Source organism: Shewanella algicola (genome assembly GCF_014648035.1).
GTDB classification, from domain to species: Bacteria; Pseudomonadota; Gammaproteobacteria; order Enterobacterales; family Shewanellaceae; genus Shewanella; species Shewanella algicola.
In genome coordinates this window covers 1-20,659 of record NZ_BMQI01000054.1, presented here as the reverse complement: position 1 = coordinate 20,659, position 20,659 = coordinate 1, and the positions used below count along the sequence as shown (strand labels likewise).

20 protein-coding genes and 1 tRNA gene are annotated in these 20,659 nt (G+C 42.3%); 8 read left to right on the top strand and 13 right to left on the bottom strand.

The genetic code is table 11. From position 1 onward, the window contains the following. Positions 1–509 precede the first annotated feature (509 nt). On the top strand, positions 510–2,018 hold the full coding sequence (locus tag IEY42_RS18365) for an SIR2 family protein (RefSeq protein WP_188926748.1): 1,509 nt from the start codon (positions 510–512) through the stop codon (positions 2,016–2,018). Between the two features lie 762 nt (positions 2,019–2,780). On the opposite strand, the gene IEY42_RS18360 is transcribed toward IEY42_RS18365, so the two are convergent. From IEY42_RS18360 to IEY42_RS18335, 6 genes are all read right to left on the bottom strand, one after another. Continuing rightward, a complete protein-coding gene (locus IEY42_RS18360; protein WP_188926747.1) occupies positions 2,781–4,424 on the bottom strand; it encodes a diacylglycerol kinase family protein in 1,644 nt (547 codons plus the stop codon). A 68-nt stretch (positions 4,425–4,492) separates the two neighbouring features. Next, positions 4,493–4,687, bottom strand: coding sequence for a hypothetical protein (locus IEY42_RS18355; RefSeq protein ID WP_188923183.1), 195 nt, complete (start codon positions 4,685–4,687; stop codon positions 4,493–4,495). A 62-nt stretch (positions 4,688–4,749) separates the two neighbouring features. Continuing rightward, positions 4,750–4,923, bottom strand: a complete 174-nt coding sequence (locus IEY42_RS18350; protein ID WP_160056188.1) for a DUF1328 domain-containing protein — start codon at positions 4,921–4,923, stop codon at positions 4,750–4,752. A 345-nt stretch (positions 4,924–5,268) separates the two neighbouring features. Next, positions 5,269–6,480 carry an organoarsenical effux MFS transporter ArsJ gene (arsJ, locus tag IEY42_RS18345; protein WP_188926746.1) on the bottom strand — a complete coding sequence of 404 codons (1,212 nt, stop codon included), beginning with the start codon at positions 6,478–6,480 and terminating at the stop codon, positions 5,269–5,271. Positions 6,481–6,486: 6 nt separating this feature from the next. Then, positions 6,487–7,497, bottom strand: coding sequence for an ArsJ-associated glyceraldehyde-3-phosphate dehydrogenase (locus IEY42_RS18340; protein WP_188926745.1), 1,011 nt, complete (start codon positions 7,495–7,497; stop codon positions 6,487–6,489). 88 nt (positions 7,498–7,585) lie between these two features. Further along, on the bottom strand, positions 7,586–8,404 hold the full coding sequence (locus IEY42_RS18335) for a metalloregulator ArsR/SmtB family transcription factor (RefSeq protein ID WP_188926744.1): 819 nt from the start codon (positions 8,402–8,404) through the stop codon (positions 7,586–7,588). A gap of 336 nt (positions 8,405–8,740) precedes the next feature. Here IEY42_RS18335 and dmeF point away from each other — a divergent pair, with 336 nt between their 5' ends. Both dmeF and IEY42_RS18325 read left to right on the top strand, forming a co-directional pair. Beyond that, positions 8,741–9,691, top strand: coding sequence for a CDF family Co(II)/Ni(II) efflux transporter DmeF (dmeF, locus tag IEY42_RS18330; protein WP_188926743.1), 951 nt, complete (start codon positions 8,741–8,743; stop codon positions 9,689–9,691). Between the two features lie 7 nt (positions 9,692–9,698). Further along, the gene (locus IEY42_RS18325; protein ID WP_188926742.1) at positions 9,699–10,106 is read left to right on the top strand and encodes a MarR family winged helix-turn-helix transcriptional regulator; all 408 of its coding nucleotides are present in this window, start codon (positions 9,699–9,701) and stop codon (positions 10,104–10,106) included. Between the two features lie 53 nt (positions 10,107–10,159). Here IEY42_RS18325 and IEY42_RS18320 read toward each other — a convergent pair whose 3' ends face one another. The 4 genes from IEY42_RS18320 to IEY42_RS18305 form a co-directional block, all read right to left on the bottom strand. Next, entirely contained in the window at positions 10,160–11,341 is a 1,182-nt protein-coding gene (locus tag IEY42_RS18320; RefSeq protein WP_188926741.1) for a BaiN/RdsA family NAD(P)/FAD-dependent oxidoreductase, read from the bottom strand. Positions 11,342–11,457: 116 nt separating this feature from the next. Beyond that, entirely contained in the window at positions 11,458–12,474 is a 1,017-nt protein-coding gene (gpsA, locus tag IEY42_RS18315; RefSeq protein WP_188926740.1) for an NAD(P)H-dependent glycerol-3-phosphate dehydrogenase, read from the bottom strand. A 3-nt stretch (positions 12,475–12,477) separates the two neighbouring features. Then, the gene (secB, locus tag IEY42_RS18310; protein ID WP_188926739.1) at positions 12,478–12,951 is read right to left on the bottom strand and encodes a protein-export chaperone SecB; all 474 of its coding nucleotides are present in this window, start codon (positions 12,949–12,951) and stop codon (positions 12,478–12,480) included. A gap of 202 nt (positions 12,952–13,153) precedes the next feature. Continuing rightward, entirely contained in the window at positions 13,154–13,588 is a 435-nt protein-coding gene (locus IEY42_RS18305; protein ID WP_188926738.1) for a rhodanese-like domain-containing protein, read from the bottom strand. A 240-nt stretch (positions 13,589–13,828) separates the two neighbouring features. Here IEY42_RS18305 and gpmM point away from each other — a divergent pair, with 240 nt between their 5' ends. The 3 genes from gpmM to IEY42_RS18290 all read left to right on the top strand — a co-directional run bounded on the left by gpmM (position 13,829) and on the right by IEY42_RS18290 (position 17,393). Then, positions 13,829–15,370 (top strand): 2,3-bisphosphoglycerate-independent phosphoglycerate mutase, encoded by a 1,542-nt coding sequence (gpmM, locus tag IEY42_RS18300; protein WP_188926737.1) that lies wholly within the window; start codon positions 13,829–13,831, stop codon positions 15,368–15,370. A gap of 10 nt (positions 15,371–15,380) precedes the next feature. Continuing rightward, positions 15,381–16,514 carry a murein hydrolase activator EnvC family protein gene (locus IEY42_RS18295; RefSeq protein ID WP_188926736.1) on the top strand — a complete coding sequence of 378 codons (1,134 nt, stop codon included), beginning with the start codon at positions 15,381–15,383 and terminating at the stop codon, positions 16,512–16,514. 120 nt (positions 16,515–16,634) lie between these two features. Further along, positions 16,635–17,393 carry a divergent polysaccharide deacetylase family protein gene (locus IEY42_RS18290; protein ID WP_188926735.1) on the top strand — a complete coding sequence of 253 codons (759 nt, stop codon included), beginning with the start codon at positions 16,635–16,637 and terminating at the stop codon, positions 17,391–17,393. Here the strand turns inward: IEY42_RS18290 and IEY42_RS18285 are convergent. Next, entirely contained in the window at positions 17,368–17,823 is a 456-nt protein-coding gene (locus IEY42_RS18285) for an Rrf2 family transcriptional regulator (RefSeq protein ID WP_188926734.1), read from the bottom strand. The genes IEY42_RS18290 and IEY42_RS18285 overlap by 26 nt on opposite strands. Before the next feature lie 35 nt (positions 17,824–17,858). Further along, positions 17,859–18,110 carry a YkgJ family cysteine cluster protein gene (locus IEY42_RS18280; RefSeq protein ID WP_188926733.1) on the bottom strand — a complete coding sequence of 84 codons (252 nt, stop codon included), beginning with the start codon at positions 18,108–18,110 and terminating at the stop codon, positions 17,859–17,861. 246 nt (positions 18,111–18,356) lie between these two features. Between IEY42_RS18280 and rihA the strand changes: the two genes are divergently transcribed. Both rihA and rbsK read left to right on the top strand, forming a co-directional pair. Further along, on the top strand, positions 18,357–19,289 hold the full coding sequence (gene rihA / locus IEY42_RS18275) for a pyrimidine-specific ribonucleoside hydrolase RihA (protein WP_188926732.1): 933 nt from the start codon (positions 18,357–18,359) through the stop codon (positions 19,287–19,289). Positions 19,290–19,338: 49 nt separating this feature from the next. Beyond that, positions 19,339–20,250, top strand: a complete 912-nt coding sequence (gene rbsK / locus IEY42_RS18270) for a ribokinase (protein ID WP_188926731.1) — start codon at positions 19,339–19,341, stop codon at positions 20,248–20,250. Between the two features lie 213 nt (positions 20,251–20,463). Here the strand turns inward: rbsK and IEY42_RS18265 are convergent. Further along, positions 20,464–20,540: transfer RNA gene (locus tag IEY42_RS18265), tRNA-Asp, on the bottom strand. Between the last annotated feature and the right edge of the window lie 119 nt (positions 20,541–20,659).

The following is a 20,659-nucleotide window of genomic DNA, read 5'->3' as shown; positions in this document are numbered from 1 at the left end:
TCTTTATGGTAAAGAATGAAAATGCTAACGCTTCAGATGGGGCGTCCCTTCCCCTCTAAAGCTAGCTGGCCGTCCATGGCCAGCTCACGTCATTTTCTTCAACGGCCTCTGAATTTGTACTGTTGCAAGCAATATAAGTAACTCATTTATGCCGCATTTCTTGTTAGTACATCTAATCATCCATGTTTTATTTATCTCTATTTAGCATACATTTCTTATGTGATGGATTCGTCATTTCAAACATCAGACAATTTCCAGAATGAATCGAAAACGGTTGTCACTGTTAGCCACTAAAGTATCAACCAGAAAGATGCTCAATACAGCTGATGGAAAGTACTTTTCAAACTAACAATCGTTGAGGCGGACAACAATGTAATTGTGAATAACCCTCATGTTAAAGAATTAGTATTATTACCTTTTATCTAGCTATATCATTGTTTTTAAATGTGTTGGCACAGCACTAATGACTTGGGGTACACTATCTACAACATGGATTGCTAGGGGTTGGAATGAACATACATGAGTTTGTAGGGCAGTACAGAAACCACCCTGTTTTGTTTGTAGGAGCTGGTTTAAGTCTACGCTATCTAAATAATTCTTTTACATGGGATGGCTTACTAAAACACATAGCCTTTGAGCTCAAAGGGAACAACGAGTTCTATCTTGATATTAAAGCAGAGTGTCGAGATAACGGTAAGTATGATTATACCAAAATTGCTACGAAAATAGAGCAGGAGTTTAATACTGACCTAGGTAAAGATCGAAACGGAAAATTCAAAAAAATCAATGATATTTTCTATCGTGGGATGGAAAGCGAAAACTATTTAAGTCGTTTCAAAGTTTATATTTCGCAGCTAGTAAGTGAGCTGAACTACAAGGAAGAGAAAAAGGAAGAGCTGGCTGAGCTGAAAAAAATCCGCAAAAATATCGGTTCAGTAATCACTACCAACTATGATGCTCTAGTAGAGAATGTTTTTAGCTTTGAGCCTCTAGTGGGAAATGATATCTTGCTTAGCAACCCATATGGCTCCGTATATAAAATTCATGGTTGCTGTACCGATCCATCAAAAATAATTATCACCGAAGGTGATTACGCTCAATTCAACGATAAGTATGAACTAATCAGAGCGCAGCTACTGTCAATTTTCATTCATAACCCTATTATCTTTATGGGATACGGAATCGGCGATGAAAATATTAAGAGCCTGTTAAAGACCATTTTTACCTATATCGAACCTAACTCAGATAATGCTGAAAAAATTCGCAATAACTTTCTATTAGTTGAGTATGAACGTGGTTCTCAATCACATGAAATAAGAGAGCATGACATTGACCTAGAGGGATTTTCAACTATCAGAATTAATAAGTTGAAAACAGATGATTTCAACGAAATCTACAAATCCCTTTCTAACTTGAACCTACCTGTATCAGCAATGGATATTCGAAAAGTTCAGAGTATTGTTAAAGATATCTATTCTGGTGCAAGCCCTGATGGGAGCAGCATTAAGGTAAACATTACAGAAGATATTGATTCACTTGATAATAGCGATAAGATTCTTGTAATTGGTTCAGCAAAATCCATTACATATGAGCATAGGAACGCATCTAGTTTTATGTCTGATTACTTTGATATCGTTGAAGAGTCAAACCATCATTTGATTAGATTAATCGATAAGATAAACATAGCAGTCACGCAATGGTTCCCTATTTACGCGTTCGACCTGATTTACCCCAACCTCGAAAAGTCTGCTGTATTAAAAGAGCAGCAACGAAGGAAAATTGAAGAGAACGTTGCGAGTTTACCTTGTTCCGTTGAAACCACTCATACGTGCTTACAAGAAATCTTTAAAGATGATTCTGTCACGCGAGCGAATGAAATCAATGCGATCATGTGGTCAACATGGAATGAAAAGGTTCCTTTGGAAGAAGTTGAAGCATTTCTTAAGCAAATGCCAGACAAAAAAGGGACTGGCTATCGACGGCTACTATGTGCGTTCGATTATAAAAGGAATAGTTAGTGAAAACCGCCGAAAGGCGGTTTTACGATTCAGGCTTGCTAAGATAACTATGCCACTTCATTATCTAAGAAAGGGATATGTGTAAGAAAGGGATATGTGGTGATATGGTGATATGTGTGGTGATAAGGATATGTGGGGTCAGTGTAAACTTTATTTGAATACATACATTTACCAATCCCACGACCTACCTTTAGACCCTTTGATCTAAATAATTTCTGTCCAAAAATGAGTTGGCCTTAGCTTTCAAATACTCAAATTCAACTCTGAACTTGAGGCCGTTGAAGACTCTTTATAAAAGAATACGTGAGCTGGCCATGGCCTTTCTCGCACATCCATGTGCTTCAAGGCATCCTGCCTATCAGAGCCAGCTAGCTTTAGAGGGGAAGGGTCGTTCCTTGGCATCTGACCCATATGGATATGGGAAATGTCATTATGATGTCGGGAACATCATTGACCATGCCACCACGACATTCGTGAATCCATTCACATCAGACTCCCATCTGAAGCGTTAGCATTTTCATTCTTTACCATAAAGAGGTGGCTGAAGCAGGCTAAAAATGCGGCCCAAAGTTGGATAATTTTCCGTCGCAATTTTTTCGCTGCTGTTGTTTGGTTAAAAAGCGAAAATGTTGCCGGAACGGCACAGGTGATCCAAGAGGGGATTGCTGTTGATCCCCTTTTGGCCAGTGCAGGGTGGAACCTTGCGATTTTGATTCAAACGGAGTTTGAAAATTGGTGTGGCCGTAGGCCATAAAATGAAAATTACCCCTGTGGAATCATCACAGACAACGACTTGGGTTTCACCTCAATTAGCATATCTTCTGCCTCAAACAGCTCGCCATCAATCACGTACTTAAACTGAGCATCCGTTGTTAAATAGATTTTTTTCGCCTGTTGATGATGAATCGCGCTATTTGCAGCGTTTTGCTCTCGACTGCCTGTTAAGCCTGCAAACAATAACTCGGTCATGCTGAGCAATTGTTGTGGCGAAGTCTCACTTGCCTCAATCCAGGTAATATCGAGTAAACCATCATTAATAATCGGTTCGCCATTACCCTGAGCTAATACGCTGGAAAATGGCGCAGCATTAGCAATCACCAAACTGGTGGTGTCGATAGTGTGGGTTTCACCATCATCTAACTGCATGCGAATCGACCACGATTGATTTTCATCAATGGCCTCCCACAAACCAGTTAAATACGCTAACTGACCCATGTCGTTTTTGGTCTCACGGTCGGCTTTTTGAATCATTTTATGCTCAAAGCCTAAGCCCACCAGCAACAACATAATACTGTCGTTACACACTGCGGTATCAATGCGTTGATGATGACCTTGAATTAAAATCTCTAACGCCTGCGACACGGGCATCATTTTACTGTTAACCCCAAATAAGGTGTGACTTAATGCATTAGTGGTGCCCATTGGAATAATGCCTAAATAAATATCGCTGTCGACCAACACCGAGGCAACCTCGTTAACTGTGCCATCACCGCCACAGGCAATGATGATATCGGCACCTTTTTCTTTAGCTTGTTCGGCTAATTGCGCCGCAGATTTATCTTTGGCGGTGTACAACACCTTAAGCTGAAAATAGCGCGATAGGGTTTGTTTAATATGATCGGCTTCATCGTGCCACTTACCACCGCCCGATACCGGATTAACAATTAACCAGGCTTGCTTATGGATATTAATTTGCTGCTGTTGATGCATTTTTTCAACACCCGCTAACTGCCATTTATTTAACTTGGCAGTTTGACGAATATCGTTAATGCTTTTAAGCACGTCGCTAAACTGACGTTGCTTATCGCGGCACACTAAATACGCGGCTAACATTAATACTGAACGGCCTCGGCCTAAGGCACAATGCACTACCACATTGTTGCCTTTGCGCACCTGATTATGTAACCAGTTTACAGCCTGGTTTACTTGGGCAATGGTTGGCACATTATGGTCTAGCACCGGAATATTTAAATATTCGATATTCTCATCCACTAAGGTCCATTCAAGTGCGTCAAACTCGGCGGTGACGTCTAAAATCGCGCCGATTTTTTCACGTTTAAGTTGCTCAACGTCGTTAGGAAATAGACGACAAGCTAAATACAATTGCTTATCGATTTGTTGGATAGCCGGCACTTTGTCGTGCTTTCTTGCCCACGCGTTATACGCCTGACTGCCCATTAGAAATGGGATAAAACTCCAGCTGATATACCAGGGAATACTGCCGTCCTGGCTTTTACGAAAAATGCCTGCGCTATTAAACCAATAGGCAGAGCTGACTAAACCTAATGACAATGCCACCCAGCCAAACGCCACTTGCAGCACTACATAAGGTAATGTGATGCATAGGCACAATGCGATAAAAGTACCAAGGGTGTAATAATATTTAATGTGGATTTGGGTCGGCATAATCTGTCCTCCTGGGGTGAAATAACAAAAGCGGCACTCATGCCTAATGCATGAGTGCCGTAATATTATTAACAGTCAGGATCTTCGGCTTTCATGCCTTCTTTTACATCTTCACAAGCATCCTCAACCGCATTACCCGCATCTTGCATCATCTCATCGACCTTCTCACCTGCATTTTCGGCTTTGTTATCTGAACATGCTGATAAGCCCGCTGTAAGTAGAACCATTAAACTTGCCATTGTGATTAATTTTAATAATTTCATAATTCATCTCCTGATGATGGTAAATATTTTGACCGTGTTATTAACTAAGTTGGTTATGTAGGTTATCGAGGTGACTTACCACGCAGTGCATTCGACACTAACGAAATCAGCAACAACACCACAAAGATAAAGAAAATAATTTTAGCGATTCCCGCTGCTGCACCTGCAATACCTGTAAATCCCAATAAACCTGCAATAACGGCTATCACTAAAAACATTAATGTCCAGCCCAACATAAAAACCTCCTTGGTGTTCGGTTTGTCTTCAATGTACTGAATATGAATTGACGATATTCGTACATGCTTTATTTCTGTGTATCTGTGTTTCGTATATTTCTTATCGTTCGTATAGTTAGCTAAAGCCAGCATCGTGCCAACTTCGGAAATAAAACATAAGATATTAATTAATATCGATTTAATTTTTCAGAGGGTAATAGATACAATTTACGGCATACCACGAGGTGAGAAATTTTTACCGACAATTCGGTAAGAGTTTCAGGCAGACAAGACAGCGGTAAAAAAAGGGCTGCCAACAATGGCAACCCTATTTTTTATGACGTTGATTTGCGATTTACTGCATGTTTATCTTGGCAATTTAATGGATATGAGCGCCGCTAACGTCACAAATGCACTTGAGATCCATAAACAGGCCTCAAGGCCATATTGCTGATAAACCCAACCCGAAAGCACGGTACCAATTAAGCGCCCCATGGCATTGGCCATGTAGTAAAAGCCGACATCGAGTGACACGCCATCATTACCGGCATAGCTGACAATAAGGTAGCTGTGCAGCGATGAGTTAATCGCAAACACCGCACCAAACAACAATAAACCAGCGATTAATAACTGCTGGATATAAAAGTCAAAGTGTAGTGCTAGTGCAATGGCGGCTGGGATAACTAATAAATACCCTGCCCACATAAAGGCGGCTTGCCCGCTAGGCACCTTGCCTTGTTTTTTACCGGTAAAGTACGGCGCAAATGATTGCACAATACCGTAACCAATCACCCAGCTAGCCATAAAGCCGCCAACCCACCAATGGTCCCACTGAAATGTAACCGCTAAAAATACTGGCAATGCCACCACAAACCACACGTCGCGGGCACCAAACAAAAACATCCGCGCTGCCGACAGCATATTTATTGCCGGGCTTTTTGAGAACATGTCGGTAAATTTAGGCTTGTTTTTAGCTTTACCTAAACCGGCTTTTAAGGTGAGTAAACTCATTAGCCACACTATAGTCAACATGGCCGCCATTGCTATCACGGCGCCGCGAAACTCAAGTAATGTCAGTAATAAACCCCCTAAAAAGAAGCCAACCCCTTTTAAGGCATTTTTCGACCCCGTAAGAATCGCGACCCACTGATACAACTTACCCTGAGCATCACCCGGCACCAGCATTTTAATCGCGCTTTTGGCGCTCATTTTATTGAGATCTTTAGCGATACCAGACAAGGCCTGCGCTGCCATAACATACATTACGGTAAGCATATCGGCGGGTACCGTTAACATGGCAAGGGCGACAATTTGCAGCCCAAGACCAATGTTCATGGTGTTATTTAACCCCAACCTTGCGCCTAACCAGCCGCCAACCAGGTTGGTTACTACGCCAAAGATTTCATAAAACAAAAACAACATGGCAATGTTAAGCGGGCTGTAACCGAGTTGATGAAAGTACAACACCACCAGCATCCGCAATGCGCCGTCGGTTAAGGTGAACGCCCAATAATTACCGGTAATAATTAGGTATTGTTTAATCTGCGGCGGTAATGCGCTCAGTGATAACAGCCCCATGCTGGGTTATTCCTTATCTGCTAGGCCGACTTTGCGGGCAAGCTCAGCGGTACGGTTAGCGTATCCCCATTCATTGTCGTACCACACGTATAACTTCACCTGAGTGTCGTTGACGACCATGGTCGACAAGGCATCAATAATGCTTGAACGCGGATCGGTTTTATAATCAACCGATACAAGCGGGCGTTCTTCATAACCCATAATGCCTTTAAGCTCAGTATCTGCGGCTTGCTTAAGCAGTTGATTCACCTCTTCTACTGTGGTGCCACGTGCCACTTCAAATACGCAATCGGTAATTGAAGCATTGGCTAACGGAACACGAATCGCATGACCATTTAACTTGCCTTTAAGCTCAGGAAAAATATGAGTAATGGCGGTTGCTGAACCGGTTGTAGTGGGGATTAAGCTAATGCCACAAGCACGGGCACGGCGTAAGTCTTTGTGCGGTGCATCTAAGATGGTTTGGGTATTAGTGATGTCGTGGATTGTGGTCATCGAACCATGTTTAATGCCGATTTTTTCGTGGATCACTTTTACCACTGGCGCTAAACAGTTGGTGGTACAAGATGCCGCCGTCACTATCGGGTGAATCGCTTTATCATAGAGATCATCGTTCACGCCCATCACAATATTGAGCACGCCCTCTTCTTTTACAGGCGCTGTAACCACAACACGCTTAACACCTTGTTCTAAATACGCTTGCAGTAACGCTTTGGTTTTGATTTTACCCGACGCTTCAATCACTACATCGCATTGTGACCAATCAGTATCTTGAGTGGCTGTGTTTTGGGTACATGGAATGGCTTTGCCATTAATCACAATGGCATTACCTTGATGGGTCGCCTCGTGGTGCCAGCGCCCATGCACTGAATCAAAGGTCATTAAGTGGGCTAACGTTGCTGCGTCGCCAGCAGGATCGTTAATGTGGACAATTTCTATGTCGTCCCAATCATACGCTGCGCGCATTGATAAACGTCCCATACGGCCAAAGCCGTTAATTCCTATTTTAATCGTCATCATATTTTCCATTAATTTAAAGTGAATTAAACTGAACTAAATTTAAGCACTCAAGCATTGCAGAGTTAACGGCAAAAACTGAGTTGAGTTAACGACAGAAACTGACTTTATCAGGGCGATTTTTCATAGCGTCTAAACGCTCAAGATGCGGCAAGATTAACGCAATGTTATTTTCGGTCGTTTGCGCAATCACCGACTTAATCCATAACGGTAATGCTGAATTAATCCGATAAAATACCCACTGACCGTGTTTTCGGTCGCTAAGAATGTTGGCTTTTTTCAGTAAAGCTAAGTTGCGTGATACTTTAGGCTGGCTATCTTCATCCAGCGCTTGCATTAACTCGCACACACACAGCTCACCATGATAGTGGGTCAACATTAAGGTTTTTAGACGAATGTCGTCGGTTAAACATTTATAAAACGCGATGGGATCGACGTTGGTTAATGTCTCTGTGGTTTGCTCTATTGCGGTAGGAGAATCAGTTGCAGCAGCTGCAGCGGTTTTATTCTCCACCAGCAAAAACATCGATAAGCGATTGTTAAGCTCGGTTAAGGTACTAGAAAAAGGATGGTGACCTTTGCGTGATTTAGGATCGGGAAAATCCCAGGCAAGTTGCTTACCAGCCCCAGGAAAACTGCGACATTCGGTATTGGCTTTATCGCAAAGCGTAATCACGTAATCAAAGGCTTGCCCTGCAAACGTTTGTACATTTTTAGACACTAAATGACTGGCGTCGACACCAAACTTTTGGATTGCTTCAATCGCCCTTGCATCAACGTCTTCAGGCTGGGTACCCGCACTAAATACATCAAATTGATCACCGGCTTTGCTCAACAATAACGCTTCGGCCATTTGTGAACGGGCAGAATTTCCAGTACACAAAAACAATACGCTTTTCTTTTTCATAGATAATGGGTTCAGCTGAATTCTTAAAAACATTTTATATATGATTATATGCATATACAAGATTGAGACAATAAAAAGCCTATTCAGGATAATGAATAGGCTTTATAACAACGCTCAACGCTAGTGTTTATCTAACAAATTCAAAGCTAAGGGCCATACTAATAACTTGCTTTTTTAGCCACTAACATTACTGCTTTTCTTTTAAATTAATGTACAAGCTCTGTCTTCAATATTTAATGGATGCATATCGAGAGTTATAAATTCAACCGCCAACCATTTACTTTGATTATCAAATAACATAAAGTCAAGATAATTTGACAATCAAACTAATAAATTATGACCAACTTTGCCGATAAATATGTCCACCAACATAACTTCACCTCAGTGAATGCACAAAACGAACGCCGCACATGGTACGTACTCGTGATTACGATTATTACTATGGTTATCGAAGTGACCGCCGGTACAATTTATGGCTCTATGGCACTACTTGCCGATGGTTGGCACATGGGAACCCACGCAGCCGCTTTTTGCATCACGCTATTTACTTACCACTATGCGAGAAAACACGCCAATAGCGACAGATTCTCTTTTGGTGTAGGTAAGGTTGGCGTACTCGGCGGATACACAAGTGCGATTGGTTTAGGTATTGTCGCACTCATTATGTTGGTTGAATCAATACATCGGTTACTGTCGCCAGTTGATATTCAATTTAACCAATCCATTATGGTCGCAATTATCGGTTTAGTGGTTAACGTGGCGAGCATGTTTATTCTTGGTCATGAACATCACCACCATGGCCACGATGATCACGACCACCACGAAGATGACGGCCATACACACGATCATGATCATAGCCATCATGGACATAACGACCATAATTTCAAAGCTGCCTATTTCCACGTACTTGCTGACGCGCTAACCTCAGTGTTAGCCATTGGCGCGCTTTTAGTGGGTAAGTATCTTGGCTGGTATTGGCTAGATCCTGTTATGGGAATTGTGGGTGCCGCGGTTATCACGAAATGGGCTTTAGGCTTAATGAAACAAACGAGCCCAATTTTGTTAGATGAAAGCATCGACAAGCATTATCAAGCAGACATTATTAACGCACTTGAAAATGAGCAAACCAAGGTGACCGACATTCACATTTGGAGAATAAGCGCAGATCACTATTCGGCCGCCATTGCAATTTGCACCACAAGCGACACTAATGCTGAAACATTTAAACAATCACTGAGTAAGTTTGGTAAGCTAAACCACTTAACAATCGAAGTGAATTACGCCTGAGGCTCTTATGCATTCTTTGAATAACCTGATCATCGAATTTTACGACAAACTGTCTTCTTGGGAGCAGTCTGTCGTAAAAGATACCGGTTACTCATTAGCACAGGTGCATACCATTGAAGTATTGGGCTCGCACGGGCCAATGAGAATGAAAGAGTTAGCTGATAGATTAGGCATTACCACCGGCACACTAACGGTGCAGGTTGAAAAATTGGTGCAATTTGGTCTTATCGTCCGCACTCCGCATGAGGTTGATCGCCGCTCAATAATGGTCGAATTAACCAGTGAAGGTACAGCGTTGCACAAGCAGCATAACCGCATGCATTTACAACTAACAGAAGACATCACCCGTCATTTAGACCCAGAGTCGATCAAAGTACTAACTCAAAGCTTTGAAAAAATGAACCGCGAGTTTTGAAAATAAGGCTCGCAGAGTTAAATACTCAACGAGCATTTTTTTATTAAAAAATACTAAACAGCCAGCCCTGCGGCAACGCCAGATGACCAGGCCCACTGAAAATTAAACCCACCTAACCAACCACTTACGTCCATTACCTCACCAATAAAGTATAATCCTGGGACGTTATTAGCTTGCATGGTTTTCGATGACAGCTCATTGGTGTCAACACCACCTAAGGTGACTTCTGCTGTGCGATAACCTTCGGTGCCATTCATCACAATTGACCAGTCATTTAAGTTTTGAGCGAGTTGTTCACGCTCGCCGTGGCCAAGTTGATTTAAGGCTTTGTCTAATTGCGCTTCTTCAAATAAGGCTTCGACTAGGCGTTTTGGCAACCAATGGCTAAGGGTGTTGCGTAGACTCTGTTTGGGATGATTTTTAAGCGCGAGTTCGATTTTTTCTAACGCATTTTCACCCGGGAGTAAATTAATGGAAATAGCTTCGCCTGCTTGCCAATAGTTTGAAATTTGCAGTACAGCTGGGCCTGATAAACCGCGATGGGTAAACAATAGTGCTTCACTAAATTGAGTGCCATCTTGTGCGGTGATCGTTGAAGGAACTGCAATACCCGATAGTGGTTCAAAACGCACCTTTTGGTCGGCATGCCAAGTAAAAGGCACTAACCCAGCATTGGTGGGTAATACGGTTAAACCAAATTGTTCTGCGAGCTTATACCCATAAGGCGTAGCGCCGAGTTTAGGCATCGATAATCCGCCAGTGGCGATCACTAGCGATGTGCAACTAAAGTCACCATTTGAGGTTGTTAAGCTGAAGCCACTCTCCGTTTTACTTACCGAGAGCACTTCTGTACGCAGTTTAATCTTAACGCCTGCCCACTCGCATTCAGTCATTAACATGGTGACGATGTCTTTGGCTGAATCGTTACAAAATAGCTGACCATGATCGCGTTCGTGGTATTCAATACCATGGCGTTCAACTAACTCAATAAAGTCGCTCGAACGGTAACGTGCTAATGCCGATTTAACAAAGTGTGGATTGCCACAAATAAACTGATGTGGCTCAACCTTTTGGTTAGTGAAATTACAGCGCCCACCGCCACTGATCAAAATTTTGCGACCAGCCTGTTTGGCGTTGTCTAGCACTAATACATCACGACCTCGATAGCCCGCTGTTGCAGCACACATTAACCCTGCCGCGCCGGCGCCGATGATGATTACGTCATGATGTTTCACGCTTTACTCCACACAATTTGAATTGATGATTTACGTTGCGCATAAATGCAAAAAAGGATGCTATTTTAGCATCCTTTTTGATATCTACTCACGGTTAACTTAACCGGTCTGCTGCGCTATTTTTTGAGTGTCTCAGACTTTTTATCTCGACTGAGCAACTCTTTGGCCGCTTCAACGGGTGCTTTACCTTGGTATAGCACTTGATAGATTTGTTCTGTGATGGGCATTTCTACCCCGAGACGCTTGGCTAAAGTGAACACTTCTTTAGTGTTACGATAACCCTCTACCACTTGGCCAATTTCTTCTTGCGCTGTGTTCACGTCTTTACCTTGGCCTAAAGCCAAACCAAATCGGCGATTACGCGACTGGTTGTCGGTACATGTCAGTACCAAGTCACCTAAACCGGCCATACCAATAAAGGTTGAGGCATCAGCGCCTAGCGCTTCACCTAAACGGCTCAACTCAACAAGTCCACGGGTAATTAATGCTGTACGCGCATTGGCACCAAAGCCAATACCGTCTGACATACCGGCACCAATGGCAATGACGTTTTTAACCGCGCCGCCTAACTGTAAACCAGTAAAGTCGTCGTTGGCATAAACACGTAATCGTTTTGGGCTGTGGAGTAACTCAACCAAGTCGTGAGTAAACTGAGGGCATGTGCCTGCTACCGAAATGGCAGTAGGTAGGCCCGCGGCTAATTCTTTAGCAAAAGTCGGCCCAGACAATACCGCTAATGGATATTGCTCACCTAACTGTTCACGTGCAACGTCTTGTAATAGACGACCAGTTTCAGGCTCTAGCCCTTTGGTGGCCCACACAATGCGTGCATCTTTGCGCAATAACGGTTTAGCTTGTTTAAGTACATCACCAAATACATGGCTTGGCACTACCACTAAAACATTTTTACTTGCGGCGAGTGCTTTACCTAAATCGGGTTCAATTGCTAAACAATCCGGAAACTGAATACCCGGTAAAAACCGTTCGTTGCAACGATTGTCAGCTAACACTTGCATGCTTTTAGGATCATGTCCCCAAAGCAGAGTCTTATGACCGTTGCTTGCCAAAGAAATAGCAAGGGCGGTGCCATAAGACCCCGCCCCTAATACCGTAATTTCGGCAGTATTACTCATAAATTATGCTGTTGCTTCTTCAGTTGCAGCAGTTTGACGCTGTTGAACATACTGAGCAAATAGTGCGTCAAAATTAACTGGCGCTAAGTTTAGTTGTGGGAATGTACCACGACCCACTAGGTTACCGACTAATTCACGTGCGTATGGGAATAACACGTTAGGGCAGTATGCACCTAGAGAATGAGCAAGTTGTGGTTCAGTTAAACCAGAGATAGAGAAGATACCGGCTTGTTGAACTTCACATAAGAATGCTGTTTCTTCGCCATTTTTAGCAGTAACAGTAAGAGATAAAATCACTTCGAATGTGTCGTCAGTCAGTTTGTTGCTACGAGTGTCTAGGTCTAGCTTAACTTCTGGGTTCCATTCTTTTTGGAAAACAGCTGGGCTGTTTGGCGTTTCAAAAGACAAATCCTTTGTATAAATACGCTGAATGTTAAATTGTGGTGCTTGTGCTTCGTTGTTTGCGACTTCAGCCATAATTTCCTACCTATATGTGTTATTTAGCTTTTCTTTGCAGCTAATTGTGTTGGGCTTTTGCAACTAAGAATCAATCGATTGACCTATCGTTAGTGCTTTCCCGTAAAGTTGATTTTGCTAAAATAATTTCAACAAAATCTTGTTGATAAACAGTGTTAGCGCATTCCCAATTCGTTAACACTGTGTCTATTTAGTCGCGTAATTAACGCTTACTTTTAACTACGGGTAAATTTGCACCCTGCCATTCGCCCATGCCACCTTTAAGGTTAAACACGTTTTCAAAACCTTGTTTAGTAAGGAGTTGAGCCGCTTGTGACGATGTCATACCTGAGTTACATACAAGTATAATGGGGCTAGTTTTAAATTTTTCAAGGTTTGAGACTTGATTATTTTTAATTTCAGACAAGGTCACATTTAATGCATCTACAATGTGGCCTTTCTTAAATTCTTCTTTACCGCGTACATCGACAACTTTGGCATCTTGCTTGTTAACCATTATGGTTAATTCTTGATGGCTGACGTTTTTTACTTTAGATGTACCCGATTTAATGACGCTAACAACAAGCGCCACAAATAAGCCTACCCACGCTAAACTTAACATTGGGTTAGCTTTAAAAAATTCCATGTACTCTTGCATAATTACTGATTTCTCTGACAATGGCTAAGATGAGATGCCACCGAGTATATCGTTTTGCTAGGTAGTTTTCATTAGTGAAACACCTAAATAACGCGTTTATTCGTGACCCGCACCACTTTAATCATTGCTTTAGTTATATCTTCAAACCTATATGCCTTTTGTGCGCTATCGATAAGTAGTAATATTCATACAATTGAAATTTTATAACACTTCTATTTTTAACTTAAAAGGTACTTGCAAATGACTCAGAAACGTCCTTTAGCATTACTTATCCTCGATGGCTGGGGTTACAGCGAAAACCCGCAAGACAATGCGGTTTTCCATGCAAACACCCCAGTGCTAGATAAGCTAAATGCACAATATCCTCACAGCTTAATTTCAGGTTCTGGTATCGATGTGGGTTTACCAGACGGCCAAATGGGTAACTCTGAAGTTGGCCATATCAATATCGGTTCAGGCCGTATTGTTTATCAAGAGTTGACCCGTGTCAGCAAAGCGATTGCTGACCATGAGTTTGAAAAAAACCAAGCGCTTTGTGAAGCGGTAGACAAGGCTATAGCAGCCAATGGTGCAGTTCACATCATGGGGCTATTGTCTCCTGGTGGCGTACACAGCCACGAAGAGCACATTGAAGCCATGTGCCGTATGGCTGTTGAGCGTGGCGCAACTAAAGTGTATTTACATGCATTTTTAGATGGTCGCGACACCCCGCCACGCAGTGCCAAAAACAGCTTAGTGCATTTTGATGAACTGTTTGCATCATTAGGCCATGGACGTACAGCATCAATCATTGGTCGTTACTTTGCGATGGACCGTGATAACCGCTGGGATCGCGTGTCACAAGCCTACGAATTAATCAGTGAAGGCAAAGGTAAGTTTAGCTACAACAGTGCCCCTGAAGCCTTAGAAGCGGCTTATGCTCGTGATGAAAACGATGAATTTGTATCAGCATCGACCATTGCTGATGACCAAGGTCAAGTCGCTGAGTTAAACGACAATGATTCACTTATATTTATGAATTTCCGTGCTGACCGTGCACGCCAAATTGCCCGTTGTTTCGTCAACCCTGACTTTGATGGTTTTGTTCGAAATAAAACCCCAAAAGTCGATTTTGTGATGCTAACTGAGTACGCTGCCGACATTAACGCAGCAGTGGCTTATCCATCAGAAGACCTAGTGAATACCCTGGGTGAAACCCTACAAAACCAGGGTAAAACTCAACTTCGCATCTCAGAAACAGAAAAGTATGCTCACGTGACGTTCTTCTTTAACGGTGGCAAAGAGGAACCATTTAAAGGCGAAGATCGGATTTTAATCCAATCACCTAAAGTGGCTACATATGATTTACAGCCTGAAATGAGCTCAACAGAGCTGACCGATAAGCTCGTTGCCGCAATTGAATCAAGCAAATATGATGTGATTATTTGTAACTATCCTAATGGCGATATGGTTGGTCATACGGGTAATTTTGATGCTGCGGTTAAAGCCTGTGAAGCTGTCGATGCCTGTATTGGTCGTGTCGTTGATGCATTAGCAAAAGTGGATGGTGAGTGCTTAATTACAGCCGATCATGGTAATGCCGAAAAAATGAAAGATCCTTCTAATGGACAAGCATTTACAGCGCACACCAGTAACTTGGTACCGTTCGTTTATGTTGGTCGTGACGCCACAATAAAAGATGGTGGACGCTTGAGCGATATCGCGCCAACTATGTTAACCTTAATGGGCCAAAGCATCCCGGAAGAAATGAGCGGGCGTTGTATTATTGACCTTAAAGAGTAAACATTAACTCGTGATAACTCGTTTATTTGTTAAAGCCAGCATAATTGCTGGCTTTCTAAGCATTTCATTTATGGCAAACAGTGCTGATTTGGCTTCTCGTCAATCGGCATTAAAATCTATTCAATCGCAAATAAACCAACAACAAAACTCACTTAAAGATACCGCTAAACAGCGCGAAAAACTGATTAACTTATTAAAAAGTGACGAGCAAGCCATTGCAAAAGCAGCTCAAAAAGTGAATCAATCTCAAGCTTCACTATCAGCCGTTAATACTAAATTACGCGAATTGGACAAGCAACAAATCGAACTCGCCAGCCTCAAAAGTAGTCAGCAGCAAACATTATCAAAACAGCTATCTAGTGCCTACCTTGCCGGTAATCATGACTACACAAAAATGATGCTTAATCAGCAAAATCCAGCCACCGTTGAACGTATGCTGGCCTATTATCAATTTTTAAATAATGCCCGAATTAAAGCAATTAAACAGCTAAAACAAACCAGTATTGATTTAGATAAAGTGAAGCAACAACAGGTGACTTCGCAGCAAAAGCTCAATGCATTAGTGCTTGAACAAAAAAAGCAGGCACAACAATTATCAAAAGAACAAGGACAGCGTAAACAAACGCTAACCCAGCTTCAACGGACTCTGTCGAGTAAAGGTGCTGAACTAGAACAACTACAAATAGAAGAAGCCAGCTTAAAGCGGATAGTTCAGCAGGCCATGGTTACCGCTAAGGCCAACCCCACAATGGACGGCTTAGCCAATCAACGCGGCAAGTTAAAATGGCCGACTAAAGGCCGTATGAGCAAACGCTTTGGCAGTAGCCGTTCTGGGCAAATTGTTTGGAAAGGCAGCGTATTATCTGCACCTGAAGGGCAAAATATTTATGCCGTAGCATCAGGTAAAGTCATTTATGCCGACTGGTTACGCGGGTTTGGTATGGTATTGGTTATTGACCATGGCAAAGGCTACATGAGCTTATACGGTCATGCACAGACATTGCTAAGACAACCAGGCGATATGGTTAAAAGCGGAGAATCTATTGCATTAGTGGGTAGCTCGGGTGGACAAAGCGAACCAGGGCTATACTTTGAAATACGTAATAAGGGTAAAGCGGTCGACCCGGCTTATTACTGCCGCTAATGATACTGTTTGTGGCGTTTGCGCCTAAATAGCGCTGTATCAAGCCCATTAAGTATGCCTATAATCGGTTTGTTAGCATAATATTAACAACAATAACTCTTAAAAAGATAAGCTAAACTTTTGCGAATTCTATTAATTTTCTTCATTTACTTATGCGGTTTGTTACCCGTAAACGCCGCCAAACTAGCCATTATCATCGACGATATTGGCTATAGACTCACTGACGAAGCAGCATTAACGCTGCCACCTAATATTACCTTGTCAGTATTACCTCATACCCCTCTCGGCCAAAAACTGGCTAATGATGGCCACCAAAAAGGCCACGAAATCATGTTGCATCTGCCCATGCAGGCATTAAACGGTAAAACCTTAGGCCCAGGCGGATTAACTAATGACATGAGCGAAGAGCAAATTAAACAACAGCTACAAGCCGCATTTAATAGCATTCCTTTTGCCAAAGGGGCTAATAACCATATGGGGAGCTTATTAACCCAAATGGATGACCCGATGTTATGGGTTATGCAAAGCTTAAAACAGCAGCAATTGTTTTTTGTCGACAGTGTGACAACCAGATATACCAAGGCAAGCGATACCGCTAATCAGCTTGGGGTACCGTTGTTAAGAAGACATGTCTTTTTAGATAATGACGTGAGTCAGCGAGGGTTAGAAAAACAATTTAACCAGATAATTGAGCGAACCAAACAACAAGGTAAGTTAGTGGCTATTGCCCATCCTTATCCTGAAACGATTCAGTTTTTACGAGCAAACTTATCCCGTTTAGAAGCCAATGGCATCGTGTTAGTTCAAACATCGCAATTGTTTGATGACATCAATATTGCCACCACAAGTCAGGCTAATCCAACTGCAACACTGAAATAGATAAATCAGGTAAAGATGCTAATAGGTCGTCTTTGTTGGTCACGATATCAGCTAAAGTATACTGATCTAATACGGCTAAATACGCCGCAACGGCTTGCGCTAAAACTCCCCTCAGTTTACAAACTGGGGTAAAACGACAATAAGGTGATTCACAGTCAATGGGTGCAAGTGAATGTTCTAGATCACGCACTAGCTGGCCTAAATTGAGTTCGCGAGCAGTTTTTGCCAGTTTAAAACCACCGCTCTTACCACGAATTGTTTGTAAGTAACCCAATCTCCCCAATTGATGAACAATTTTAGCCACATGATTAGACGACAAGTCAAATACACTCGTTACCTCAGCAATGCGAAATAAATTTTCGCGTTCTGGTTGCACAGCAAGGTACATTAAAATACGAATACCAAAGTCTGTATATCGAGTCAGTTGCATAATCTAAAGTATCCAAAGTAAATATTTGCCGCAGATTAACATGTTGAAGACTCTAAATCAGTGATCAACCATAAAGCTTGCTCATTTGTCGTGCCACAAACGTCAATATTGGCAGTAAACTCAGCGCACACATCTGGACGTTCAGGCTGGCCGAATATCTTACATAAATTGTCGTCATTTAATTGAGCACAACGCACACCCGCAGGTTTGCCATTTGGCATACCAGGGATCGGGCTCGTAATTGAAGGGGCAATGCAGCAAGCACCACAACCTAAACGACAATCCATAACTTACTCCGCGGGTTATAACTGCTTTATTATATTTAAAAACAGCATGATAGAAACACGTTTAATTACATTATTCATCAAATCAATAATTGAAACTACAACCCAGTTAAGGCAAATTAGCTGCGATACTTTAGTTCGTACCCATTATATCGGCGTATACCAGATCACATTTTCAGTTGTTAAGCATTAAATCGACAACCGTCATAATGGTACATTATCCCCTCTTATTGAATAAGGAAATCACCTATGAAACGTCCTGTCATTCTCGATTGTGATCCTGGCCATGATGATGCCATCTCACTCATTTTAGCATTAAGTTCAGACAAGCTTGATGTCCTCGCTGTAACAACCAGTGCGGGCAACCAAACACCAGATAAAACATTAAACAATGCTTTACGCGTGCTCACCTTACTAGGTCGACATGATATACCCGTGGCTGCCGGAGCACCTAAACCTTTAGCGCGCGAATTAATTATTGCTGATAATGTCCATGGTGAAACAGGTCTTGATGGGCCTAAATTACCCGACCCTGCATTTGATCCAGTCAGCCAAACAGCAATTGAGTTAATGGCTGAAAAAGTCAAAAACAGCCCTAAACCTGTAACACTTGTTCCAACGGGTCCTTTAACCAATATTGCGCTGTTTTTAGCAACACACCCAGAGCTACATCATAATATTGATAGCATCGTACTGATGGGTGGTGCAGCTGGTGTAGGTAATTGGACACCTGCTGCTGAATTCAATATTTTTGTCGACCCAGAAGCGGCTGACATGGTGTTTAAATCAGGCATTCCTATCGTAATGTGTGGACTTGATGTTACTCATGAAGCACAGATTATGGATGAGGACATTGAGCGTATTAGAGCAATTAATAATCCTGTCGCTCAATGCGTTGCTGAACTGCTCGACTTCTTTATGATTTATCATCGCGATCCTAAATGGGGCTTTACTGGTGCGCCACTGCATGACCCTTGCACCATTGCCTGGCTACTAAACCCATCATTATTTACCACTGTAGATTGTTGGGTTGGCGTTGAAACCAAAGGTGAGCACACTCAAGGAATGACGGTTGTAGATCGATATCAACTAACTGGAAATCCGCACAATACCAAAGTATTGTTTGATATAAACCGTGAAGGGTTTGTCGACTTTATTGTAGAGCGCCTAAACGACTATTAATACAAAAATGTCATGTAGATTGATATCTACATGACAATAAAGGAAAAGCATGAGCACTTTATTAGTTGTCGGTAGCGCCAATGCCGATCATGTCCTGACTTTTGATGATCTTCCCCAAGCCGGAGAAACCTTAATTAGCCAACAATATCGCCTTGAACTCGGTGGTAAAGGAGCAAATCAAGCTGTCGCAGCTGCTCGCTTACGTAATGCAAAGCAAACTATCAGCTTTATATCAGCACTCGGTGATGACAGTAACGCGGCAATGATGCGTAACTCTTGGGCTGCTGATGGTATCGAACTTGAAGGGTGCTACCAAATAGCAGATCAAAGCACTGGTACCGCGATGATTTTTGTAAATCAGCAAGGTGAAAATAGCATTGGAGTCGTTCCCGGCGCTAATGCCTACCTATCAGCAGTGCATTTTCAACAACAGCAAGCTAAGTTTGCTCAAGCAAGTTACATGTTAATCCAACTAGAAACGTCGTTAGAAAGTGTTAAGGCAGCATTACAACTTGCAAGACAACATCAATGCATCAGCTTACTCAATCCTGCGCCAGCAGCGATGTTGAGTAAAGAAATACTTAGCTTAGTCGACATTATCACACCAAATGAAACAGAAGCTTATGCATTAACAGGTGTAGAGGTCAGTGATCAATTAAGCGCCTCAAAAGCAGCTGACTATTTTCATCGACAAGGCATCAATAAAGTTGTTATCACCTTAGGTAGCAAAGGTGCTTATGTTAGTGAACAAGGTAAAGGACAACTCATACCTGCGCCAATAGTTAATGCTATCGATACTGTTGCGGCGGGGGATACATTTAATGGTGCACTGATGGTGGCATTAGATGAAGGTAAAAGTCTGCAAGAAGCAGTAATTTTTGCTAATAAAGCCTCATCGATTGCGGTTACCCGCCATGGAGCACAAAGTAGTATTCCATATCGAGATCAGTTAAATAATTGAAATCAAGTTCTATACAACAAAAAGCTTCGCCTAAATGACGAGGCTTTTTTGTTATTGTCGGAGCAGACACTGATTGTAATAAGAGTGAACCAGCAACAAAACGAATGATAAGCCGCCTGCAGTACATATATAGTGCAGCAAACGGCATTTCCACACTCAAATTTCAGATACGAAAAAGGCCTTTGCATTACTGCAAAGGCCTGCATCTTAAGTTGGCGGAGCGGACGGGACTCGAACCCGCGACCCCCGGCGTGACAGGCCGGTATTCTAACCAACTGAACTACCGCTCCTTTAGCAAATTGCTTACGCACAATGCTAAATACTTTTTAAGTCGCTAGTATGTCATAACTAGGTGACTTGCTCTTGCGAGCATCTCTTAACGAGATAATTAGGCGCCTGGAAATGAATA

Bases quoted from the DNA above. Each gene is read 5' to 3' on its own strand.
- IEY42_RS18365 (WP_188926748.1), top strand. From the start codon at position 510: ATGAACATACATGAGTTTGTAGGGCAGTACAGAAACCACCCTGTTTTG.
- IEY42_RS18360 (WP_188926747.1), bottom strand. From the start codon at position 4,424: ATGCCGACCCAAATCCACATTAAATATTATTACACCCTTGGTACTTTT.
- IEY42_RS18355 (WP_188923183.1), bottom strand. From the start codon at position 4,687: ATGAAATTATTAAAATTAATCACAATGGCAAGTTTAATGGTTCTACTT.
- IEY42_RS18350 (WP_160056188.1), bottom strand. From the start codon at position 4,923: ATGTTGGGCTGGACATTAATGTTTTTAGTGATAGCCGTTATTGCAGGT.
- arsJ (WP_188926746.1), bottom strand. From the start codon at position 6,480: ATGGGGCTGTTATCACTGAGCGCATTACCGCCGCAGATTAAACAATAC.
- IEY42_RS18340 (WP_188926745.1), bottom strand. From the start codon at position 7,497: ATGACGATTAAAATAGGAATTAACGGCTTTGGCCGTATGGGACGTTTA.
- IEY42_RS18335 (WP_188926744.1), bottom strand. From the start codon at position 8,404: ATGAAAAAGAAAAGCGTATTGTTTTTGTGTACTGGAAATTCTGCCCGT.
- dmeF (WP_188926743.1), top strand. From the start codon at position 8,741: ATGACCAACTTTGCCGATAAATATGTCCACCAACATAACTTCACCTCA.
- IEY42_RS18325 (WP_188926742.1), top strand. From the start codon at position 9,699: ATGCATTCTTTGAATAACCTGATCATCGAATTTTACGACAAACTGTCT.
- gpsA (WP_188926740.1), bottom strand. From the start codon at position 12,474: ATGAGTAATACTGCCGAAATTACGGTATTAGGGGCGGGGTCTTATGGC.
- secB (WP_188926739.1), bottom strand. From the start codon at position 12,951: ATGGCTGAAGTCGCAAACAACGAAGCACAAGCACCACAATTTAACATT.
- IEY42_RS18305 (WP_188926738.1), bottom strand. From the start codon at position 13,588: ATGCAAGAGTACATGGAATTTTTTAAAGCTAACCCAATGTTAAGTTTA.
- gpmM (WP_188926737.1), top strand. From the start codon at position 13,829: ATGACTCAGAAACGTCCTTTAGCATTACTTATCCTCGATGGCTGGGGT.
- IEY42_RS18285 (WP_188926734.1), bottom strand. From the start codon at position 17,823: ATGCAACTGACTCGATATACAGACTTTGGTATTCGTATTTTAATGTAC.
- IEY42_RS18280 (WP_188926733.1), bottom strand. From the start codon at position 18,110: ATGGATTGTCGTTTAGGTTGTGGTGCTTGCTGCATTGCCCCTTCAATT.
- rihA (WP_188926732.1), top strand. From the start codon at position 18,357: ATGAAACGTCCTGTCATTCTCGATTGTGATCCTGGCCATGATGATGCC.
- rbsK (WP_188926731.1), top strand. From the start codon at position 19,339: ATGAGCACTTTATTAGTTGTCGGTAGCGCCAATGCCGATCATGTCCTG.